Below are 21,267 nucleotides of genomic sequence, written 5' to 3' on the forward strand. Positions count from 1 at the left end.
GCGGGTCACTCCTCGGCGATGGGAAGGTGTTTGCCGGCCATCGACATGTGCGCCGGCAGCGGAACTGGACGGCCCGGCAGCAGCATGTGCCAGTACGCCCAGCGGAACGCGAGCTTGCCCCAGTGGTTGACCGCGGACTCCCGCAGCAGCCGGAACGGGCCGGCTCCGGGCAGCGGATACATGCCCGGCAGCGGCTCGGTGTCGTAGTTGAAGTCGATGAGCAGTGCCTTGCCGGCGCCGGACTCGACGAAGCAGTTGGCGTGCCCGTCGAACGACCCTGGCATCGGCCGGCCCGCCGCGTGCTCGACGAAGTTGTCGGCGAAGACGTCGACGGCGAAGTGCGCCACAGACCCCGCCTTGGAGGTGGGAATGTCGTTGGCGTCGCCGATGGCGAAGATCGCGTCGTCGGCCTTGGCCAGCAGCGTGTGCCGGTCCACCGGGACCAGGTTGAGCTCGTCGCCGAGCCCGGAGCGGGCCACGTAGTCGGCGCCCATGTTGAGCGGCACGGTGACCAGCAGGTCGAACGGGATCTCCCGCTCGTCGTACGAGATCAGGGAGGTGCCCTCGACCCGCTCGACCAGGAAGTCGGGCTCGACCACGATGTCGCGCGCCGACAGCATCGACTGCAGCCGCGCGGTCGCGACGGGTTTGGTGAAGGCCCCCGGCAGCGGCGTGGCGTATGTCAGCTCGGTGCGCTCCCGCAGGCCGCGGCGGCGCAGATGGTCGTCGGCGAGGAATGCGAACTCGAGCGGCGCGACCGGGCACTTGATCGGCGTGTCGGTGATGTGCACGACCAGCCGGCCGCCGTCGAACGCCCGCATGGCTCCGGCGAGCGCCTGGGCCCCTTCGAACGTGTAGAAGTCGAAGATCCGCTTGCGCCACTGCCCGCCGTCGAGCAGCCCGGGCGTCCGGTCGGGTCGGGGCGTCACCCCGGTCGCGATGACCAGGTAGTCGTACGGCAGCGACCGGCCGTCCGTCAGCCGCACCCGGTGCTCGCCAGGCACGACGCGCTCCACCTCGCCGCCGACGCGCTCGACGCCGGCGCCGATCAGCGGTGCGATCGGCCGGACCACCTGATCCGGTGTATATCGGCCGAACGGCAGGAACAGGTACCCCGGCTGGTAGTGGTGGTACTCCCCGGCCTCGACCACCGTGATCTGCCACTCGTGGCGGGGCATCCGGCGCCGCAGCCGGTTGACCACCATCGTGCCGGCGGTTCCGGCACCCAGGACGAGGAGCCGACGCATGGCACCTGCCTCCCTCCGCTCGATCCTGCGGCCACCGTATGGCGGCGCGTGACAGGCCGCGTAGGCCCGAGGTCCCGGCCGGGTGGGACATGGGACCCGCAGGCGGCGACGCTGTGTGACACCGCCCTCGTGCGCCCGCCCGGCGGCCCGGGGACGGATCAGCCGCCGAGCCGATGCGGTGTCAGCACGGCCACCGGGCACGGGCTCAGGTGCAGGGCGTAGCGGACGACCGAGCCGAGGGCCGGCCGCGCGGCACCGGTGTGCGACCGGGCGCCGAGCACGAGCATCGACGCCCCCGCCGCCTCGTGCGTGAGCTGCTCGCCGGTGTGCGCGGCGAGCACGGCGCGGTGCTCGACCGGCACGTCGGGGTACTTCGCGGCCCAGCCGGCCAGCGCCTCGGCCAGCACCCGGTAGGCGTCGCCGCGGGCCACCGACACGTCGTAGCCGAACGGGTCGACGCCGGACAGCGCGACGTCGGCGACGCCCGGCCAGGCGTACATCGCCACCAGCGGGACACCGCGCAGGGCCGCCTCCTCGAATGCGAACGCCGCGGCCTCGGGCGCCAGGTACGAGCCGTCGACGCCCAGGACGACCGGTCCGCCGGGGGGGCGGACCACCGGTGCGACGACGACCGGCGCGTCCGCATGGGCGGCGATCCGCTCGGTCGGTCCGGTCGGGCCGTCGGTGCCGAGCACCACCATCGCCGCACCGTGCGACCGGGTGATCAGCGCACTGCCCAGCTCCGCGCCGGTGAGCTCCGTCCGGACCGGTACCTCTGGATGGGACGCCCGCAGTGCCGCCGCGGTCTGCGCCAGCCGGCGCTCGGCGACGTTGCGTGGCACACAACCGGCCGCGCGGCGTACGTCGTCGGGCTCCGGGCCGTAGACGGCCAGCAGGTCGAGCGGGCGGCGGCGCAGGACCGCCTCCACGAGCGCCAGCCGGACCGCGGCACCCGCCGCGCAAGCGCTGTCGACGGCGGCGACGATGGTTCCATCGATGTGCTGCATCGGGCACCTCCTCGGGCGGGCCTACCGTTCAACTCTGCCCTCGCGGCGGCCGCTCGGACCGGGCCGAACGTCGTGGCCGGGACGCATCGCAGGTCCCTTCTCGACGGGACCGACGGCCTGGCCCGGCGGCGATCCGCCGCGCGAGGGTGGCGACGGTACTTCGGTGAAGCGGCCTCCCGGCCACCACACGCGGCACCACCACGATGCCGGGCGGCAACGCCGGCTGACATAACGACGTGGCCCGCGCCCTGACGGCGCGGGCCTACGCCGTCGCCGTCCGGATGCACCGCAAGGGTCGGGACGTTCGACTCTCAACGGCCCGATGCGTGATCGATAGCGTCGGCTGTGCAAGGTCCGCCGAAGTCGCTGCCGTGAAGAAGGAGAGCGCTATGCACGCCACCCTGCTGCAAGCGGCGTGGGAAGCACGGCTCGCCCCGTCGATCCTCAACACCCAGCCGTGGCGCTGGCGCAGCGGCGGTGCCCGGCTCGAGCTGCACGCCAACCCCGCCCGCCAGCTGCTGCACATCGATCCGCGCGGACGTCTGATGATCCTCAGCTGTGGCGCCGTGCTCCACCACGCCCGGGTGGCGCTCGACGCCCTCGGGTACGAGCCGGTGGTCGAGCGGTGGCCCGACTCCGGCCGGCCGATGCTGCTCGCCCACGTCGGCGCCGGCCCGGAGCGCCCCGCGGGGCGCGAGAGCGTGATGGCGTACCGCAGCCTGCGCCTGCGCCGCACCGACCGGCGGCCTTTCCGGGCCGGCGCCCGGGTCCCGTTCGACACCTTCGCCTGGCTGCGCTCGGCCGCCGAGCAGGAGGGAGCGCACCTGTACGTCCTGCGGGAGCAGGACATGGAGTTCCTCCGATATGCCGCCCGGGGCGCCCACGCGGTCGGCGCCCATGACCTGCGCTCCGTGGCCGAGGTGCGGCGCTGGACGAGCCGGGACCCTGCGGCCGGCGACGGGGTGCCGCCGGGCACCGTCGTGCCCGAGGTCGACCGGCCGGTCCCGGTGCGCGACTTCGGCCTCGGCGCCGCGGCGGCCCTGGACCCCGGCGACGGCGACGACACCGGCGCCGAGTTCCTCGTGGTGGCCACCGAGCACGACAACCGATGGGACTGGCTGAGCGCGGGGGAGGCCACAAGTGCTGTCTGGCTGGCCGCGACCGCGCACGGCCTGGCCGTCTCCCCGATGAGTGAGGTGGTGGAGGTACCGGGGGCCCGGACGCTGATCCGCAGCCTGCTGCCGGTGCCCGGCCAGCCCCAACTGGTGCTGCGCGTCGGCGTGCCCCAGTCACCGGCACCGCAGGCGAGTCCGCGGCGGCCGGCGGCCGGGATCGTCGCGGAGACCTGACGATTCCGGTCGCATATGCGCTGATCGCCGCCGCCGCCGTCCTCGTGCTCATCGTGCCGATCGGGGTCTGGCTGCTGCTGCACCGGGGCGGTGCGGGCTCGGCGGGCCCCGCTCCGGTGGTGTCCTCGCCGTCCGCCGCGGCTTCCGCGTCGGCCGTCCCGTCACCGGCGCAAAGCTCCCGGACGCCGACGCCGACGCCGACGCCGGCCGCGCCGGACGGCCGGATCGCCGCCGCGACCCTCAAGAACGCCACGCTCGAGATCCCGGCCTGGCCCGCGGACAACCTGACCGGGCCGTCCGGCCGCATCACGTTCACCGACGGGCAGTTCCTGCCGCCGCCGAGCGCCACGCAGCCGGACCGGCAGCGCCTGGCGATGTACGACATCGTCTACGGCGACATCGACCGGGACGGTGCCGGCGAGACGGTCGCCGCCATCTTCTGCGGCTGGCAGGGCGGCAGCACCCAGATCGTCGCCTTCGACCGCAACGGCGCCGGCGCCATCGTCACCGTCGGGCGGGTCGTCGCGACGACCGGCGAGATCCGCACGATCGGCTTCGACACGATGCGGGTGCTCGCGGACGGCACGGTACGGGTGACGGTCGGCGATTACCTGCGCTGCTGCGGCGACGAGACCCCGACGCTGGCGCAGACCCGCGGCTACCGCTGGGACGGCCACGCGTTCGTGCAGGTGAGCGGGCCCACGTCGTTTCCGCTCAACCCGGCCGTCACGGAGACCGGCCTGACCGTGGGCGAGCTCGTGCTCGGCCCGGCGAGCAACGGGGTGCGGCACGGCACGCTCACGGTCAGCGTCACCTACGCCCGTGGCGTCAAGCCGGCCGCCATCGAGCTGACCTTCTACCGCACCTCCCCGCTGCAGCGCGACGGCTCCGGATGGCCGCCGGTGCGCGACGACGGATACGGGGCGTGGAGTGTCGAGCGCCCCGCGCCGGCGATCGGCGCCACGGCCACCTACACCTTCGCGTTCAGCTCGGCCGCGACGGATGTACCCCAGCCATTCGATCTCACCGCCCGGGGCATCAGGGCGGACGGCACCGTACTCGCCGAGTCGAACCCGTTCAACGACAACGCCACGGTCACCCGTCCGCACCACTGCGTGACCGTTTTCGCCCGCCCGGCCGGCAGTGCCGCCCGGACCGCCGGACCGGGCCGTTGGCCCCTGGCCGGGCGGGCGTCACCACCCCATCGTGGCCTTGGGACGTTCGACCGGAGCGGGAGGCGTGATGGCGGCGCAGGGCGAGGCGAGACGGGTCGGCGTGGTCCGCGAGCGCGGCGGCGAGCGGCGGGTCGCGCTCACCCCGCCCGGCGTGGCCCTGGTGCGCGCCCTCGGTTTCGAGGTGGTCGTGCAGGCCGGCGCCGGATGGGGCGCGTGGCACAGCGACGACGCCTACCGGGCCGAGGGCGCCGAGATCCTGGACGGGCCGGAGTTCGCCGGCGCCAGTGACATCCTGGTGTGCGTCGCGCCGCCCGATCCGGGGGTACTGCGCCCCCGCTCGACTGTCGTCGGGCTGCTGGGGGCCGAGCGCCACGGCGCCTTCGCCGACGCCTGCGCCGGGCTGCACGTCACCGCGCTCAGCCTCGACCGGCTGCCCCGCACGCTGAGCCGGGCCCAGCCCATGGACGCGCTCACCTCGCAGGCCGCGATCGCGGGCTACCGGGCCGCGCTGCTGGCCGCCGGGACCTTCGGCGGATACTTCCCGATGCTGATGACCGCCGCCGGCACCGTCAAGCCGGCGACCGTGCTCGTGCTCGGCACGGGTGTGGCCGGGCTGGCCGCGATCGGCACGGCCCGGCGCATCGGGGCCGCCGTCACCGGCTACGACATCCGGCCGGAGGCCGCCGACGAGGTCCGCTCCCTGGGCGCCCGGTTCCTCGACGTCGCCGGGCCCGGGCACGGCTCCAGCGAGGGCGGCTACGCGCGGGCCCTCACCGCCGGCGAGGCGGACGCGCAGCGCGGCGCACTGCAGGAGCGCATCGCCGGCTTCGACGTCATCATCACCACCGCCCGGGTTCCCGGGCGTACGCCGCCGCTGCTCGTCACCGCTGACGCGGTGAAGGCGATGCGGCCCGGCTCGGTCGTCGTGGACGCCGCCGCGGGCGACGACGGCGGCAACGTCGAAGGCTCGGTGGCGGGCCGCACGGTCGTGACCGCCGAGGGTGTCACCGTGATCGGCGCGGCGAACCCGGCCTCGGACATGGCACCGGCCGCGTCCGCGCTGTACTGCCGCAACATCACGGCCGTGCTGGAGCTGCTCGCCGGCCCGGCCGGCCCCGATCGCGACGACGAGATCATCGCCGCGATCGCCGTGACACGTCCGGAAGGAGAGAGCCGATGAGCGATGACCTGATGTTCGCGGTCACCGTGTTCGTCCTCGGTGCGCTTGTCGGGTTCGAGGTCATCAGCAAGGTGCCGGCGACCCTGCACACCCCGCTGATGTCCGGCACCAACGCCATCCACGGCGTCGTCCTGGCCGGCGCGATCCGGCTGGCCGCCGACGCCGACGGACCGCTCGGCTACGGGCTGGCCTTCACGGCCGTGGCCTTCGCCGCCGCCAACGTCGTGGGCGGCTACGTCGTCACCGACCGGATGCTGCGGATGTTCCGCCCGCGGCGGCCGTCATGACCGCCCCGGCGATGCTCTGGGCGGCCGACCTGACCGCGGCTGTGCTGTTCGTCGTCGGCCTGCACCTGACCAACCGGCCGGCCACGGCTCGCCGCGGCAACCGGCTCTCCGCGCTGGGCATGGTCATCGCCGTCGTCGCGGCGGTGAGCGACATCGGGCAGGCCCGCGCCATCACCGCGACCGGCACGCTCGTGCTCGTCGCCGGGGCGCTGCTCGGCGGCGGCGCCGGGCTGGTCGCCGCGCGGCGGGTCGCGATGACGGCGATGCCGGAGCTGGTGAGCCTCTTCAACGCGGTCGGCGGTGGCGCCGCCACGGTCCTGGCGATCCACGAGTTCACCGCCCGGGGCGCCGCGCTCGGCCCCACGGCGGCGACCACCGGCGCGCTCGACGTGCTCATCGGCGCGGCGACGTTCGCCGGGTCGATCATCGCCGCGGGGAAGCTGCGGGGTCTGGTGCCCGGCCGGCCGGTGCTGCTGCCCGGGCGGCGCGTGGGGCTCGCGGGCGCCGCGGTGACCGCCGTCGCGGCCGGGGTGTGGCTCGCCGTGCGGCCGGGCAGCAGCACCGGCCTCGTCGTCCTGACGGTCGCCGCGCTGGCGGCCGGCGTCCTCATGGTGCTGCCGATCGGCGGCGCCGACATGCCGGTCGTGGTGTCACTGCTCAACGCGTTCACCGGCACCGCGGTGGCGATGGCCGGGCTGGTGCTCGGCAACCTCATCCTGATCGTGGCGGGTGCGCTCGTCGGCGCGTCCGGCACGGTGCTGACCCGGCTCATGGCGGCCGCCATGAACCGCTCGGTCGGCGCGATCATGGCCGGCGGTTACGGCACGGCGGGCACCTCCACCGGTGCGGCCGTCGCCGCCGGTGGCGCCGTGCGCTCGGTCAGCCCGGACGATGTGGCGACGCTGCTGGCCTACGCCGAGCGAGTGGTGCTCGTGCCCGGCTACGGCCTGGCCGCCGCGCAGGCCCAGCGCCAGGCCGCCGAGCTCGGCGAGCTGCTGAGCGGCCGGGGGACAGCGGTGTCCTACGGGATCCATCCCGTCGCGGGGCGGATGCCGGGACACATGAACGTCCTGCTGGCCGAGGCCGACGTGCCGTACCCGCAGATGCTGGAGCTCCAGCCGGCCAACGACGAGCTCGGCCGGGCCGACGTGGCGCTTGTCATCGGGGCCAACGACGTGACGAACCCGGCGGCGCACCGGCCCGGCAACGCCGTCTCCGGCATGCCCATCCTGGACGTGCTCAAGGCCCGCCACGTCGTGGTGATCAAGCGCTCGATGGGCCACGGATACGCCGGCATCGACAACGAGCTGTACACCGACCCCCGCACCGGCATGTGCTTCACCGACGCCAAGGCGGGCCTCGCCGCGATCGCCGCCGCACTCCGGACGCTCGTCCCCTGAGCGCGGACCCCGTCGGGTGCGCCCGGCTCGCCGGCGCCACGGCCGACGAACTGCCCGGCCCGTTGGGAGCGCTCGTCGACGCCCTTCTTCGGCAAAGTCGCCCGATCCGCCCGTCGCTCGCCTAGCGTGCGGGGTATGCGAACCGTAAAATTGCTGGTGACGGGCATGATCACAGCTACGGCCATCGCAGGCTGCGGCGATAGCTCCGACACCATTGACGACAAGGCGAGCCTCCCCACGGCGAGCGCCGCCCCGACCGCCGTGGCGGACCCGGCGAAGAAGCTCACGGCCGCCGCCGAGAAGACCGCCGCCACCTCCTACCAGTTCCGCGCCCAGGACCCGGCCGGTGCCGGTACCATCGAGGGCTCCGCCGACCCGAAGACGTCCTCCTCCACCGCGACGATGAGCGTGGACCTCGACGCGGCGAACAAGCTGACGTTCCAGAGCATCGCGACGGGCGGCGCATTCTTCCTGAAGATCACCGGCCTGCCCACGACCGGCGGCACCGACCTGGCGAAGTACTGGCTGAAGGCCGACCCGGCGAAGATCACGGGCTCGCTGAGCTTCCTCGAGGCCAAGGACCCGATCGACGTCCAAGGCGTCGTGGCCCACGCGACGAACCTCAAGAGCGACGACGGCACCCTGTTCACCGGCACGATTGACCTGAGCACCGCCGGCTCCGGCGGCCTGCTGTACGACGCGGCCGCGGCGAAGGAGCTGGGCGACAAGGCCAAGGCGGTGCCGTTCTCGGCCTCGGTCAACCCCGAGGGCTACGTGAGCGGCCTGAAGGTGAGCGTCCCGGCCTACGGCACCGAACCGGCCTCCGAAGGCAGCGTCACCCTGATGAGCTTCGGCACCCCGGTCACCGTCACCGCCCCGACCGCCGACGTCATGCCGATGCCGGAGCAGATGTACGCGGTCCTCAACGAGCAGTAGCCCACCGCCCGGCCTCCGCCGCGCACCGCCGGCGGGAAGGTGTGAGGATGGCGGGCGTGATTGCCGAAGACCAGTTGGGTGTACTGCTCCAAGCCGACTTCGCAGCGTGGAGCCGGGCCGATCTCGAGCGGGTCACCGGGGCGCTCGGGTGGCGGCTCGGGCCGGACGACGAGGACGCGTTCTCGACGGCTGTCGCGACCGATGGGGCCGAAGAGGTAGTGGCCCGGCCGCGGGAGCCGTGGGACGGCCGGGGCTGGTTCGGCGACTACACGGCGCTCGAGGTGCGCCGCGAGGTGCCCGTGGAGGAGCACACCGGCGCGCAGCGGGACGCGCTGGCGGCGCTCGTCGCGGTGCTCGGGCCGCCGGCGCTCGTCGGCGGGCCGGGGGATACCGGCTCGACGAGTTCGGGCTGCGGCTGACGTCCGGCCGCGCGTAGGGCTGCGGCGGCCGCCGGGTCGGCGCGGCGCCGTCAGGATGCGCGGCGCAGGCGGGTGCAGGCGTCAAGCGCCTGGTGCAGGGCGGACTCGACGGTGGTCAGGTCATTGCGGTCGAGGGCCTGGCGGACCCGCGTCAGGCACGCGGCGAGGAGCCGGGCCTCGCCGCGTGGTGACGGGGGCCGGGTGGCGCCGCCGCGGATTCTGGTGAGGGCGCCCATGGTGGCCAGGTGGTCCAGGTCGCGGTGGGTGGTGGCCATGGAGGCGCCCGTCGCGGCGCGGATCTCGTCGATGGTGATGTACTCGCGCCGCCCCAGCAGCTCCACGATGCGCTGGCGCCGCTGGGCCGGCAGCAGGGACGCGGACATCGGGGGGCGGCCTAGGAGATCGGGTACAGCTGGCCGTCGATCGCCACCGCCGACGTGAAGTCGACCTCGCGACCTTCCACGGTGAACCGGTAGCGGGAGAGCTGCGTGACGCGCGGGGTCCGCTCCAGGTACACCCGCAGCTCCTCCAGCTCGGCCGGGGTCAGCCACGACGGCGGGTCGGAGACGGCGCGGAAGCCGCACACGTCGGCCAGGTCGCGCAGCCACTGCAGCTGCTGCGGCGTCAACAGGTTCAGCTTGCTGCGGAAGTAGACGACGTCCGGGTCGACCTCGACGAGCGGGGACTGCCACAGCCGGTGGACGCTGTTGACGACCGCGTTGCGGGCCGTGGCGTCCGACGGGTCGACGGTCGCGTAGTTGTCCCACATCGGGGCGACGTCGGGGCCGCTGCGCAGGCCGTCGAGCAGGCCCAGCGAGGGCAGCAGGATGGCGCCCGAGCCGAGCAGGTACACGTCGTCGCCGGCCACGGTGCGGATGAGCTCCAGCGCGGCCCGGTAGATCTGCTCGCGCGGACGGTCCGGCAGGAACGCGGCGGCCGCGTTGATGAAGTCGAGCTTCAGGTACGTGAAGCCCCACTCGTGCACGACGGTGTGGATCAGCGCCGCCACATGGTCCCGGGCACCGTCCTGCGCCAGGTCCAGGGCGTAGTACGGGCCGCCCCAGTTGGACCCGGCCACGACCGGGCGGCCGGACGCGTCGCGCAGGAGCAGCTCCGGGTGGTCGATCGCGAAGCGCGACGCCGGCAGGGCGATGAACGGGGCCAGCCACAGGCCGGGGCGAAAACCGGCGTCCGCGATGCGCGCGGCGAGGGCCGGCATGCCGCTGGGGAACTTCGCGTTCGGGGTCCAGTCGCCGACCCGCTCCTCCCAGCCGTCGTCGATCTGCACGACGTCGAACGGCAGGCCCTGCAGGTCGGCGACGTCCTTGGTGATCTGGGCCTCGGTGACGTTCTCGTAGTAGGCGTACCAGCTGCACCAGACGTTGCCGGCCCGGCGCTTGACGCCGCCGAAGCGGGCCTCCAGCGCCGCCGCGTACGCCGTGAAGACCTCGGCCTCGGGGCCGTAGGCGACGAACCAGTCGGCGCCGGCCCCCGCGTACCAGCCGGTGAGCGTGTCGTGATCGGCGATGAGGCGGGGGGTGTCCAGGCCGAGCGCGCCGAGCAGCAGCACCCGGCCGTCGGCTCCCTGCAGCGCCGCCACCGCGGAGCCGTGGTGGCGGGCCGGGTCGTCGAACGCGGGGTCGTCCGCGGTGACCAGGCGGGTCGGGTTGGGGATCCGCAGCGGTGGCTCGCTCAGCCGGCGCCAGCCGCAGGGGCTCCACGAGTTCTGGCCGTGGCGGTAGAACGAGGCGTCGCCGAGCCCGTGCAGGATCGCGACCCGGCCCGGGGGGAGCAGGATGCCGCCCGGTGCGGGGCGCGGCGTCCCGGCGCCGGAGTGCTGCAGGGCGAAGTGGCGTCCGCCGAGCTCGACGACCTGTGCCATGGTTCTCCTTAACGAGTGAAGAGCAGAACTACTTGAAGAGCGCGTTCACCTGGTCGTTGGCCTTCTTCAGGCCGTCGGCCGGGGAGGTCTGGCCGAGGATCACGCCCTGCAGGGTGTCCTGGACGATCTGGCTGACCTCGTTGCCGTGGTCGGTGATGGGCAGGAAGAACGTCCCGCCGGACGCGGCCGCCTCGTCGGTGAAGACGTGCACGTCGCGGCCGGCGGCCTTGTGAGCGGCCAGGGCCTTGTCGGCGGCGGACTTGATGGCCGGGAAGACGACAGCCTTCTCGCCGACGATGTCCTGGCACGCCGGTGAGCCGAGGAACCTGACCCACGCCCACGCCTCAGCGGGGTGCTTGGTGCCGGCGTAGATGGCGTCGGACAGCCCGTTGATGGCGGTCCTGCGGCCGGTCGGGCCGCTCGGCAGCGGCGCGAACGCGTAGGCCTGCTTGGCCCCGATGCCGAGGTACGAGTTGATGGTCCACGAGCCCACGATGGTGAACGCGGCCTGGCCGGCGTCCATCACCGCGTCGCGGCCGAGGGTCGAGGTCTTGTCGTACTTCGGCGCGTACCCGGCGTCGGTGATGTGCTTGAACCAGGTGATGGTCTCGGCGAGCTTCGGGTCGTCGTACTTGTACTTCGTGCCCCACGGGTTCTTGTCGAGGTACGTGAACCCGTTGGACACGGCCAGGTCGCCCCAGCCGTTCTGGCCCTGCGAGCCGTCGCCCCACTCGGGCAGGAACCCGTACACCTTCACCTTCGTCTTGTCGAAGGCCGGGTCGAGGCCGTTCTTGCCGTTGGCGTCCACCGTGGCCTTCGCGATGGCCTGCTCGAACGAGCCGCCGTCGGTGGGGTTCCAGGTGAGCTTGTCCAGGCCCGTCGCGTCGCCGGCGAGCTTGGTGTTGTAGACCAGGGCCATGGTGTCCCAGTCCTTCGGCAGCCCGTAGCGCTTGCCGTCCTTGACGAAAAGATCCGCCAGGCCGCCCTGGTACTGCTTGAGGTCGACCTTGTCCCGGTCGACGAACGGCTGGATGTCCAGGATCTGGTTGCTGGTCACGAACTGCGGGTAGTAGGACGCGTGGTCGGTCCACACGTCGGGCGCGCTGCCGCTGGCGAGCTGGGTCGTGAGGTTCTGCCAGTACTGCGCCCACGCGGTCTGGGAGATCTTGACGCTGATGCCGGGGTTGGCCTTCGTGAACTCGTCGGCGCACGCCTGGTAGGCCGGCTGCTGCTTGTCGTCCCACAGCCAGTACTCGAGCGTGACCTTGCCGCCGCTGTCGGCGCCGGACCCGCTGTCGGTGCACGCGTGCAGCAGCGGTAAGGCGAGCGCCGCGGCGATGACGGCCGCCGTGCGGGATCGCTTCAACATGGGATGCCCTTTCAGGATCACTTGATGCCGGTGAAGTTCAGGGACTGCACAAGCCGCTTGCCCAGGAAGAGGAGCAGGGCGAGGACCGGCAGGACGGACAGCGTGGAGGCGGCCATGAGCCCCGTCCAGTCCGGCTGGGTGTTGGGGGACTGCTGGTTGAACACCCCGAGGGCCACGGTGAGCACCCGGGTCTGCTCCCCGCGGCCGACGAGCAGCGGCCACAGGAAGTCCTTCCACGCCCACACCGCAGTGGTGAGCGCGATGGTGATGAGCGGCCCGCGGCTCATCGGCGCGACGACCCGCCAGAACACGCCCCACCGGCCGGCCCCGTCGATGATCGCGGCCTCCTCGACCTCCCGCGGGATGGAGAGGAAGAACTGGCGCAGGAAGAACACCGCGAACGGGGTCATGAGCAGGCTGGGGGCGACCATGCCGAAGAACGTGTCGATGGCGCCGAGGCTCTTCACGAGCGTGAAGTTGGGCAGCAGCGTGAAGATGGGCGGGACCATCAGGGCCGCGATGATGATGCCGAAGACCAGGTCCCGGCCGGGGAAGCGCAGGCGGGCGAAGGCGTATCCGGCCATCGCGCAGCAGAAGGTCTGGACGCCGGCGATGAGTGCGCTGTAGACGATGGAGTTGAGGGTGTACCGCACAAAGTTGATCTGTGCTCCGGAGCCCCCGGCCGCGCGCGCGGTCCGGGCGTCGACGAGCCCCAGCACCCGCCAGAAATTGATCATCGTGGGGTGCGCCGGCACGATCGACGTGCTGTCGGTGTAGATATCGGCGGCCGGGGTGATCGCCGTGCGGATCATCCAGTAGAACGGCACGATCGTGAGCGCCAGGAACGCGAGCAGCACGAGCCAGGCCAGGACGCGGCCCGGGGAGTAGCGGCGGGTCATCGCATCCTCAGTTCAGGTCGGAGTTCGAGGCGCGCAGCAGGCGCATCTGGACGAACGTGAGCACGCCGAGAATGAGCACGAGCACCATCGCGGCCGCGGCGGCGTAGCCCATGTGGAAGTACCGGAACGCCTGCTCGTAGATGAAGTAGTAGATGACCCGTGTCGCCCCGGCCGGCCCGCCGCCCTTCGTGGCCACCGCGACCGTGTCGAAGATCTGGAAGGAGCCGATCAGCGACACCACGAGCACCAGGGCCAGGATCGGGCGCAGCAGCGGCAGCGTGATCCGGCCGAACATCCGCAGCTCGCCGGCGCCGTCGAGCGCCGCGCTCTCGTACAGGTGCTGCGGGATCTGCAGCATGCCGGCGTAGAGCAGCAGCGCGGTGTACCCGGTGTAGGCCCACGTGTTGATGAGCGCGACCGAGGGCATGGCCCAGGTCGGCGAGTTGAGGTAGCCGAGCGAGTCGATGCCGACCAGGCCGAGCAGGTGGTTGGCGAAGCCCAGGTTGGCGTCGAGCAGCCACATCCAGATCAGGGCCACCGTCACGTTCGGCACCAGCCAGGGCAGCAGCATCGTCGCGCGCAGCACCGTCGAGCGGGTCAGCCGGTGCATGAGCGCGGCGACGACGAGCGCGAGCAGCGTCTGCGAGCCGATGTTCAGCACCACGTAGTAGACGGTGACCTTCAGCGAGTCCCAGAACTTGGTGTCGGCGACCAGCTCGGTGTAGTTGTCGGCGCCGACGAAGCTCGGGGTGTTGAGCAGGCTGTAGTCGGTTACCGAATACCAGATGCCCCTGGCGGTCGGGTACAGGTAGAACACGGCGAAGCCGACGAGCACCGGCAGCAGGAACAGCCAGGCGACCCGGCGGTCGTCCTTGGCCCGGCGCCGGGGTGGCGGGTCCGGTTCGGCGACCGTGCGGGCGGGGGCACGGTCCGGCGGCACGGCCGTGGGCAGCGCCGCGGCGTTGCGCATCGTCACGATCCGACCTCGCTTCCGGGTTATCGAAGATCTTCAAGATTTGGTGTCTTGCGGCGGGGGGTGTCCGGCCGCTAATAATGATGAAGCTCATGGAAAGTTTGTCAACACCTCCTCGTATCGATTCAACATACGAGGACACTCCGAACCCCTGAAACCGGAGGTCCATCCATGCGCACACCCCTGCGTCGGCGCCTCGTGCGCGCCGCCGCACTCTGCGCGGTCGCCGCCAGTGCCGTGCTCGTGTTCGCACCGCCACCCGCAACCGCGGCCCCCGCCGGCCGCCCGGCCCGGCCCGCCGCCCCGGCCACCCCGAGCCCGGCGCTCACCGACCACCCGCTCACCGCCGCCCCGAGCCCGCTGGACAACCCGCTCAAGGGCTTCGCCCGCTTCTACTTCCCCGGCGACAACCAGAACTCCGGCTATCCGCGCTCGCTCGCCTGGAGCTACTTCGGGCTGTCCGAGGTCATGACGAGCGCGACGGACTGCTCCACGTACAACTGGTCCATCGTCGACAACGCGCTGAACGAGATCGCCTCGTACGGCAACCAGGCCGCCATCCGCTTCTACATGGAGTACCCCGGCGGCACCGGCAGCCACCCGGGCAACGCGATCCCGCACTGCTTCGACGGGCACGTCACCTACCGCAACAACACCTACTGGGGCACCGTCTCCCCGGACTACGACAGCGCCTACCTGCTCACCGCGGTGCAGAACTTCATCGCCGCGCTCGGCGCCCGCTACGACGGCGACCCGCGCATCGGCTTCATCAACCTCGGCCTGGTCGGCCTCTGGGGCGAGTGGCACACGTGGCCGTTCGACACCGACACCGCCGACGGCTACCCGAACCTGATGCCGACCGACGCCCACGCGGCGCAGATCGTCACCGCGTTCGACAACGCCTTCAGCCGGACGAAGCTCGAGATCCGCTACCCCGACTCGGCCGGCGGTGCCGCGAACACCAAGGACATCGGCTACCACGACGACTCGTTCTGCTACCGGGAGGGCTCACCGCTCAAGGGCGTGACACTGCCGCAGTCGCTCGGCGGCGCCGACTACGCGCAGCTGCAGCGGGCCCTCAACATGGGCGTCGAAAACAAGTGGATCACCGACTCGATGGGCGGCGAGGTCCGCCCGGAGATCCAGAGCTCGGCGTTCACGTCCTGGCCCGGCGGCTCCGGCCAGGTCGACAACATGAAGGCGTGCATCGAGCTCGAGCACACCACCTGGAAGATCAACCAGACGAGTCAGAGCTACGCGCCGGGCGACCCGAACGTCGCCGCGGCCGTGCGCCTCATGGGCTACGACCTCAGCGCCACGCACGCCTACTACCAGAACAGCGTCTCCGGCACCGCCACCGTCGGCGTCACCCTCGCCAACAACGGCGTGGCCCCCTTCTACTACCCGTGGACCGTCACCCTCGGCCTCAAGGACTCCGCCGGCACCGTCGTGAAGACCTGGGACACCCCCTGGGACCTGCGCACCGTCCAACCCCTGAAGATCCGGGCCTTCCCCGACTGGAACCTCGGCGCCGACCCGACGTACCTCGACTTCGGCTACCCGCAGTACTTCCAGTCCAACGTCAGCCTCTCCGGCGTCGCCAACGGCTCCTACCAGCTCGTCCTGCGGGTCAAGAACCCCCTGGAGGCGCTGAGCCCGGCCGCGAAGAAGCTGCGCTTCGGCAACGCCACCCAAAACGCCGACGGCTGGCTGGGCCTCGGCGCGATAGGCGTCGGCGGCTCCACCGGCGGCGACACCACCCCGCCGTCCGCGCCGACCGGCCTCACCGCACCGGCCAGGACCGACACCAGCGTCTCGCTGAGCTGGAACGCGTCGACCGACAACGTCGGCGTCACCGGCTACCGGGTGCTGCGCGGCGGGGTCCAGGTCGGCACGGCCGCCTCGACGTCGTACACCGACACCGGCCTGACCGCGTCGACGGCGTACACGTACACCGTCCAGGCGTATGACGCGGCCGGGAACACCTCGGCGGCCTCGTCGGCGCTGAGCGTCACCACGTCGGCGACGAGCACGCCGACCGGGCTGATCGTCGACGACTTCAACGGCACGCCCGCCTACCCGTCGGCGGCGCAGAACGACCTCGGCCACTGGACCGGCGGCAACTGCTTCCTCAACGGTGGCGGCAACGGGGCCGTGTCCGGCGGGGCGCTGGTGCTGCAGTACAACAACTGCGGCTGGTTCGGCTCCGACGTCAACCAGGACGTGTCGCAGTACACCTACCTCGTCGTGCGGATCAAGGGCGCGGCCGGAGGCGAGCAGACCCACTTCAACCTCGGCCTCGGCGGCACCACGAAGGTCTTCGGCGACTACGTCCTCGACGGTGGCGGCCACCCGGCCATCACCACCGCCTACCAGGACATCAGGATCCCGATGGCCGCCAACGGGATCAGCCGCACCGGCCCGGCCCAGCTCGCCATGGGCTTCTGGTTCGGCGGCAACTCCACCGTGTCCATCGACAGCTTCTCCTTCAGCAACTGATGCAGCTCACCGTTCGGGTCCGGGCGGCCGCCGTGGCGGCGGCCGCCCTGGCCCTCTCCGGCCCGGCTGCGCTGGTCTTCAGCGCAGCCCCGGCCGCCGCGGCCACCGCCACCGTCGCCTACACCGGCGACTCCAGCACCGTCCTCACCAACCCGGAGCGGGGCTTCCACAACCGCTACGAGATCATCAACGACCCGGCCGTCAACGACTACGCGAGCAATACGATCCCCGGCTTCAACCCGGACATGCTCGACCGCACCTTCGCCCGGGCCAGGGCGGACGGCGATACGCTCATCCACTCCTACCTGCACCTCGACAAGTACCAGACCACCGACCTGCCGCAGGCGCTGCTGGACAACCTGACAAGCGGCCTGGCGGCGATCCGGGCGCAGGGGCTCAAGATCGTGCTGCGGACGGCGTATGTCTGGGACGGGTACTCCGCCGTCACCGAAGCGCAGATGGAGCGACACATCGACCAGCTCGCACCGGTGCTGGCCGCCAACGCCGACGTGATCATGCACCTGGAGGCCGGGTTCTTCGGCGCCTGGGGTGAGTGGCACGAGAGCCCCTACACCGCCGCGTCCGAGGAGAGCCAGGCGCCGGTCCGCTACCGCCTCGTCAAGAAGCTGCTGGCCGCCACCCCGGCGAACCTCCCGGTCGCCATCCGCTACCCCATCTTCACCTACGAGTTCGCCAGGCGCACCGCGCCGCCGCCCGGGTGCCCGCTGCCGGACAACTGCCTGCTGAGCACCCAGGACCTCGACCGGCTCGGCTTCCACGACGACTGCTTCCTGGCGGACGCGGCCGACATGGGGACGTACGACCAGAACTCGTGGCTCGGCTGGTTCGACGTGGCCCAGAAGAAGCAGTGGGTGTACGACTACGCCACCTCGACCGGCGGCAACAAGATCGTCGGCGGGGAGACGTGCAACGCCAGCGGCGGCAACGACGCGGCCGGCGTGAACGCGCAGTACGAGCTGTCGCACCAGCACTGGACCGAGATCAACGCGGACTACGCGGCGGTCAACACCGACATCTGGAAGCACGCCGATCTGGCGGCCTCCGGGGCCGACCCGGCCGAGACGCTGTACCACCGCATCCAGCGCAAGCTCGGCTACCGCCTGCGGCTCACCGACGCCACGTTCAGCACGCCGGCCGCGCCCGGCTCGGCGTTCACGTTCTCGGCGCACCTGGTGAACGACGGCTACGCGGGCATCATCAAACCCCGCCCCGTGTACCTCGTGTTCGACAACGGCACCAACCGGTACAACGTCGCGCTTCCCGGTGTCGACCCGCGCACCTGGAAGCCGGGCGCCGTGAGCGTCCCCACCCAGACCGTCACGCTCCCGGCGATGGCCGGCGGCTCGTACCGGCTGGCCCTGTGGCTGCCCGACCAGGCCGCGAACCTGCGCAACACCCCGGCCTACTCGGTGCGGCTGGCCGACGTCGGGACGTGGGATGCGGCCAAGGGCTACAACGTGCTGGCGAACGCGGTCACCGTAGGCGCCTGCACCGGCGACTGCACGCCGCCGACCGCGCCGGCACTCACCGGCTCGCTCAACGGCACCACCGCGTCGCTGTCGTGGAGCGGGGCCACGGACAACGTCGGCGTCACCGGCTACCGGCTGTACCGCGACGGCGCACCGCTGGCGTCGCCGACCGGGACGACGTACACCGACACCGGCGTGCCCGCCGGGACGCACACCTACACGGTGACGGCCCGCGATGCCGCCGGGTACGACTCGCCGCCCAGCAACACCGTCAGCCTGACGGTCGTCGTGGTCACCCCACCGCCGGTGGGCCTCGTCCTGGACGACTTCGACGGCGCGCCGGCCTACCCGTCGGCGGCCAAGAACGACCTGGGCCGGTGGACGGGCGGCAACTGCTTCGGCAACGGCGGCGGCAACGGTGTCGTGTCCGGCGGTGCGCTGACGCTGCAGTACAGCAACTGCGGCTGGTTCGGCTCGGACGTCGGCACGGACCTGTCCGCCTACACCTACCTCGTCGTGCGCATCAAGGGCGCGGCCGGCGGGGAGCAGGCGCACTTCAGCCTGAGCATCGGCGGTACCACCAAAGTGTTCGGGGATTTCGTCCTTGACGGCGGTGCCCATCCGGCGATCACCACGTCGTATCAGGACATCCGGGTGCCGATGCCGGCCAACGGCGTCAACCGGGCGAGCCCGGCGCAGCTGGCACTGGGCTTCTGGTACGGCGGCAGCGGTACGGTCACCGTCGACAGCATCAGCTTCCAGGAGTAGTTTGTAAAGTTCGTAGCGTTATTGGACAGCTGGAGGGGCAGACCGTGGCCGATCAGGTCATCACCGGGACCGACCTGTCACGGCTGCGTGAGCTCAACTCGCTGACGGTGGTCCGGGCGCTGCGCGATCAGCCCCCGGCCACCGTCACCGAGCTGGCCAAGCTGACCGGCCTGTCCCGCCCCGCGGTCGACGTGATCGCGCAGGGCCTGGTCACCGGCGGCTGGGCCACCGTCGTCGAGCCGGGTGCCAGCAGCGTCGTGGGCCGCCCGGCCCGCCGCTACCGCTTCCGCGCCACCGCCGGGCACGTCATCGGCGTCGACGTCGGCGGCCACAAGGTGCTGGCGCTGCTGGCCGACCTCGACGGCGACGTCACCCACACGGCCCGCCGCTCGGTCGCCGCCGACGCCGGGCCGGCCGAGCGCCTGGCCGCCCTGGACCAGGTGCTGGCCGAGATCCTGCGGGAGTCCGGCAAGACGGCCGAGGACATCTGGGCGGTGAGCGTCGGCGTCACCGGCCCGGTCGACGCCAGCGGCCGCACGACGCTGTTCTCGCCGATGCCCGGCTGGGACAGCGTCGACCTGCCGGCCCATCTCAGCGACCGCTTCGCCTGCCCGATCATCGTCGAGAACGACTGCAAGCTGGCCGCCCTGGCCGAGCGCTGGCAGGGCGCGGCCAGCGACGCCAACGACATCGTCTTCCTGCTGGCCGGCATGCGCATGGGCGCGGGGCTCATCATCGACGGCGTCCTGCGCCGCGGCTACGGCGGCGCCGCCGGCGAGATCGGAGCACTCAAGGCCGTGCGCTGGCTGACCGCGCCGGAGCACCTCCAGCGCTGCCCCGGCGTCCCCGCGACCGTGGGCCCGGACGACGCCGCGGCCTGGGTGTTCAACGCGGCCCGGGCCGGCAACCGCGACGCCCGCACCGCCGTCACCCGCTATGTGAAGGACATCGCCATCGGTACCGCAGCCCTCGTGCTCGCACTGGACCCGCAGGTCGTGGTGTTCGGCGGCGGCTTCTCCCGCTCGGCCGACCTGGTCCTCGAGCCGCTGCAGCGCGAGCTGGCCAAGCTGTGCCTGCGCGTGCCGGACGTGCGCGCCTCCACGCTCGGCGCCGACTCGGTGGCGCTCGGCGCCCTGCGCCTGGCCCTGAACGAGGTCGACCGCCGCCTCTTCACCGCCGGCCTCAGCGCCCCGATCGCCCCCCGCCGCGAGTAGCGCGGTCAGCCCGTCGGGTCAGGGCTTTTCCGGGACCTGAACAGCGAAGCGGCCTTCCCGGCCACGCCCTTCACCGCGGTGAGGGCCGGCGGCGCATCGGCAACGCCGTCGCCGTCCCGGTCGACCCGCCGGAACGGGCGCGTCACCGCACCGGCCGCGCTCGCCACGCCCGCACCCGCCGTGGAGGCGGCGCCGGAGATCCAGGTGCCGGTCGCCTTCGCCGCGTCCTCCAGGGCGGCCAGGGCCCGGTTCGGCTCGGCCTCGGCGTCGTCGCCGGTCCTCGCCTTCACGGCCGCGGCCAGGTGCGCCGGGAACCGCTCGGGGGCCGCGGGGAACGCCTCACGGGCCGCCTCGACGACCTCCCGCCCGAACAGGAACCGGGTGACGCCCCCGGTCAGGGCCCCCACCCCGTACCCGACGGCCGCCTGCTGCCGGCCGCTGAGGCTCTGGCGCACGGCGTCGAGCCGGCCGGTCTCGATGGTGCCGACGAGGCTCTGCGCCGCGCCCGCGGGGAGCATCGTCGCCAGAGTGCCCGCCCAGTGCGACCAGTCGTCCCGCCCGGCCGCGATGGCGGGCCCGGCGCCGAGCGCCCCGTCCGCCGCCACGGTGGCGACGTCCTTGGCCATGGCCGCGATCTGCTGCTGGCTGACCCGCTCGTTGGACAGCCCGAGCACCAGGGCGTGGGCCTGGTCCCGGTCGAGCTCCCAGCCGTGGATGTCGGCGACGGCCAGCCCGAAGATCGCCGTGAGCTCGAACTGCAGCTGCTGGTCGCCCGCCGGCAGCAGCGCCCGAGCCTTCCGCGCGGCCCCGACGGCCACCTCTTTGCCCGCCCGCTTCAACGCCTGCCGCCCGGCGTGCTTGGCCCCGGCCGCGGCCGCACCGGCGACGGGAATCATGGCGATCCCGATGTCGGCCGCGATCGTCCCGGCGGTGACGACCGCCCCCGCGGCGCTGATCGCGGTGACGTAGTGCCGCTCCAGCAGCCCGATCACCTCGGCCGGGGTCGCGTCCGGATTGCGCCGCCGGACCCGCATGACGTACCGCCGGGCGATCGAGTGCCGGGCGCCGACCGCCTTCGCGATCCCCCGCGCGGCGTCCGCCTCCACGATCTCGGCCGCAAACGTGCCGTCGCCGTCATCCATAGCGGCCATGGAAGCAGGGTGCGATCCGGAA

At 72.4% G+C, this 21,267-nt stretch carries 17 protein-coding genes; 9 read left to right on the forward strand and 8 right to left on the reverse strand.

The features are described from left to right. Positions 1-5: 5 nt before the first annotated feature. Together sqr and Dvina_RS23135 are read right to left on the reverse strand one after the other, a co-directional pair. Entirely contained in the window at positions 6-1,247 is a 1,242-nt protein-coding gene (gene sqr, locus Dvina_RS23130; RefSeq protein WP_223104549.1) for a type III sulfide quinone reductase, selenoprotein subtype, read from the reverse strand. A gap of 158 nt (positions 1,248-1,405) precedes the next feature. Continuing rightward, on the reverse strand, positions 1,406-2,254 hold the full coding sequence (locus Dvina_RS23135; RefSeq protein ID WP_223104550.1) for a universal stress protein: 849 nt from the start codon (positions 2,252-2,254) through the stop codon (positions 1,406-1,408). A 389-nt stretch (positions 2,255-2,643) separates the two neighbouring features. Between Dvina_RS23135 and Dvina_RS23140 the strand changes: the two genes are divergently transcribed. From Dvina_RS23140 to Dvina_RS23165, 6 genes are all read left to right on the forward strand, one after another. Further along, positions 2,644-3,603 (forward strand): Acg family FMN-binding oxidoreductase, encoded by a 960-nt coding sequence (locus tag Dvina_RS23140; RefSeq protein ID WP_223104551.1) that lies wholly within the window; start codon positions 2,644-2,646, stop codon positions 3,601-3,603. 1,242 nt (positions 3,604-4,845) lie between these two features. Continuing rightward, entirely contained in the window at positions 4,846-5,958 is a 1,113-nt protein-coding gene (locus Dvina_RS23145) for an NAD(P) transhydrogenase subunit alpha (RefSeq protein ID WP_223104552.1), read from the forward strand. Further along, complete coding sequence (locus tag Dvina_RS23150; protein WP_223104553.1) at positions 5,955-6,245, forward strand: NAD(P) transhydrogenase subunit alpha part 2; 291 nt, start codon at positions 5,955-5,957, stop codon at positions 6,243-6,245. Before Dvina_RS23145 ends, Dvina_RS23150 begins: the two co-directional genes overlap by 4 nt. Next, positions 6,242-7,645, forward strand: coding sequence for an NAD(P)(+) transhydrogenase (Re/Si-specific) subunit beta (locus tag Dvina_RS23155; protein WP_223104554.1), 1,404 nt, complete (start codon positions 6,242-6,244; stop codon positions 7,643-7,645). Before Dvina_RS23150 ends, Dvina_RS23155 begins: the two co-directional genes overlap by 4 nt. Positions 7,646-7,810: 165 nt before the next feature. Next, positions 7,811-8,581: a hypothetical protein gene (locus Dvina_RS23160; RefSeq protein WP_223104555.1), complete on the forward strand. Its 771-nt coding sequence runs from the start codon at positions 7,811-7,813 to the stop codon at positions 8,579-8,581. 47 nt (positions 8,582-8,628) lie between these two features. Then, a complete protein-coding gene (locus Dvina_RS23165) occupies positions 8,629-9,000 on the forward strand; it encodes a hypothetical protein (RefSeq protein ID WP_223104556.1) in 372 nt (123 codons plus the stop codon). 50 nt (positions 9,001-9,050) lie between these two features. Here the strand turns inward: Dvina_RS23165 and Dvina_RS23170 are convergent, their stop codons facing one another. From Dvina_RS23170 to Dvina_RS23190, 5 genes are read right to left on the reverse strand one after another with little or no spacing between them, the layout of a single operon-like run. Continuing rightward, complete coding sequence (locus Dvina_RS23170) at positions 9,051-9,383, reverse strand: DeoR family transcriptional regulator (protein WP_223104557.1); 333 nt, start codon at positions 9,381-9,383, stop codon at positions 9,051-9,053. An 11-nt stretch (positions 9,384-9,394) separates the two neighbouring features. Then, the gene (locus tag Dvina_RS23175; protein ID WP_223104558.1) at positions 9,395-10,882 is read right to left on the reverse strand and encodes a glycoside hydrolase family 36 protein; all 1,488 of its coding nucleotides are present in this window, start codon (positions 10,880-10,882) and stop codon (positions 9,395-9,397) included. 28 nt (positions 10,883-10,910) lie between these two features. Continuing rightward, positions 10,911-12,251: an ABC transporter substrate-binding protein gene (locus tag Dvina_RS23180; protein ID WP_223104559.1), complete on the reverse strand. Its 1,341-nt coding sequence runs from the start codon at positions 12,249-12,251 to the stop codon at positions 10,911-10,913. 17 nt (positions 12,252-12,268) lie between these two features. Beyond that, entirely contained in the window at positions 12,269-13,150 is an 882-nt protein-coding gene (locus tag Dvina_RS23185; RefSeq protein ID WP_223104560.1) for a carbohydrate ABC transporter permease, read from the reverse strand. Positions 13,151-13,157: 7 nt separating this feature from the next. Continuing rightward, positions 13,158-14,120: a carbohydrate ABC transporter permease gene (locus Dvina_RS23190; RefSeq protein ID WP_223105665.1), complete on the reverse strand. Its 963-nt coding sequence runs from the start codon at positions 14,118-14,120 to the stop codon at positions 13,158-13,160. Positions 14,121-14,294: 174 nt separating this feature from the next. Here Dvina_RS23190 and Dvina_RS55255 point away from each other — a divergent pair, with 174 nt between their 5' ends. Genes Dvina_RS55255 through Dvina_RS23205 form a run of 3 tightly spaced genes read left to right on the forward strand, consistent with a single transcriptional unit; the run spans position 14,295 to position 20,094 of the window. Continuing rightward, a complete protein-coding gene (locus tag Dvina_RS55255) occupies positions 14,295-16,622 on the forward strand; it encodes a fibronectin type III domain-containing protein (protein WP_223104561.1) in 2,328 nt (775 codons plus the stop codon). After that, positions 16,622-18,880, forward strand: a complete 2,259-nt coding sequence (locus tag Dvina_RS23200) for a DUF4832 domain-containing protein (RefSeq protein WP_223104562.1) — start codon at positions 16,622-16,624, stop codon at positions 18,878-18,880. The genes Dvina_RS55255 and Dvina_RS23200 overlap by 1 nt, the downstream gene beginning before the upstream one ends. Before the next feature lie 44 nt (positions 18,881-18,924). After that, on the forward strand, positions 18,925-20,094 hold the full coding sequence (locus Dvina_RS23205) for an ROK family transcriptional regulator (protein WP_223104563.1): 1,170 nt from the start codon (positions 18,925-18,927) through the stop codon (positions 20,092-20,094). Between the two features lie 5 nt (positions 20,095-20,099). On the opposite strand, the gene Dvina_RS23210 is transcribed toward Dvina_RS23205, so the two are convergent. Then, positions 20,100-21,245, reverse strand: coding sequence for a hypothetical protein (locus Dvina_RS23210; protein WP_223104564.1), 1,146 nt, complete (start codon positions 21,243-21,245; stop codon positions 20,100-20,102). Positions 21,246-21,267 lie beyond the last annotated feature (22 nt).

It is taken from the genome of Dactylosporangium vinaceum, from assembly GCF_019904175.1.
Lineage (GTDB): Bacteria > Actinomycetota > Actinomycetes > Mycobacteriales > Micromonosporaceae > Dactylosporangium > Dactylosporangium vinaceum.

Coding starts and splice junctions, on each gene's coding strand:
- sqr (WP_223104549.1), bottom strand. CDS start 1,247: ATGCGTCGGCTCCTCGTCCTGGGTGCCGGAACCGCCGGCACGATGGTG.
- Dvina_RS23135 (WP_223104550.1), bottom strand. CDS start 2,254: ATGCAGCACATCGATGGAACCATCGTCGCCGCCGTCGACAGCGCTTGC.
- Dvina_RS23140 (WP_223104551.1), top strand. CDS start 2,644: ATGCACGCCACCCTGCTGCAAGCGGCGTGGGAAGCACGGCTCGCCCCG.
- Dvina_RS23145 (WP_223104552.1), top strand. CDS start 4,846: ATGGCGGCGCAGGGCGAGGCGAGACGGGTCGGCGTGGTCCGCGAGCGC.
- Dvina_RS23150 (WP_223104553.1), top strand. CDS start 5,955: ATGAGCGATGACCTGATGTTCGCGGTCACCGTGTTCGTCCTCGGTGCG.
- Dvina_RS23155 (WP_223104554.1), top strand. CDS start 6,242: ATGACCGCCCCGGCGATGCTCTGGGCGGCCGACCTGACCGCGGCTGTG.
- Dvina_RS23160 (WP_223104555.1), top strand. CDS start 7,811: ATGATCACAGCTACGGCCATCGCAGGCTGCGGCGATAGCTCCGACACC.
- Dvina_RS23165 (WP_223104556.1), top strand. CDS start 8,629: ATGGCGGGCGTGATTGCCGAAGACCAGTTGGGTGTACTGCTCCAAGCC.
- Dvina_RS23170 (WP_223104557.1), bottom strand. CDS start 9,383: ATGTCCGCGTCCCTGCTGCCGGCCCAGCGGCGCCAGCGCATCGTGGAG.
- Dvina_RS23175 (WP_223104558.1), bottom strand. CDS start 10,882: ATGGCACAGGTCGTCGAGCTCGGCGGACGCCACTTCGCCCTGCAGCAC.
- Dvina_RS23180 (WP_223104559.1), bottom strand. CDS start 12,251: ATGTTGAAGCGATCCCGCACGGCGGCCGTCATCGCCGCGGCGCTCGCC.
- Dvina_RS23185 (WP_223104560.1), bottom strand. CDS start 13,150: ATGACCCGCCGCTACTCCCCGGGCCGCGTCCTGGCCTGGCTCGTGCTG.
- Dvina_RS23190 (WP_223105665.1), bottom strand. CDS start 14,120: ATGCGCAACGCCGCGGCGCTGCCCACGGCCGTGCCGCCGGACCGTGCC.
- Dvina_RS55255 (WP_223104561.1), top strand. CDS start 14,295: ATGCGCACACCCCTGCGTCGGCGCCTCGTGCGCGCCGCCGCACTCTGC.
- Dvina_RS23200 (WP_223104562.1), top strand. CDS start 16,622: ATGCAGCTCACCGTTCGGGTCCGGGCGGCCGCCGTGGCGGCGGCCGCC.
- Dvina_RS23210 (WP_223104564.1), bottom strand. CDS start 21,245: ATGGCCGCTATGGATGACGGCGACGGCACGTTTGCGGCCGAGATCGTG.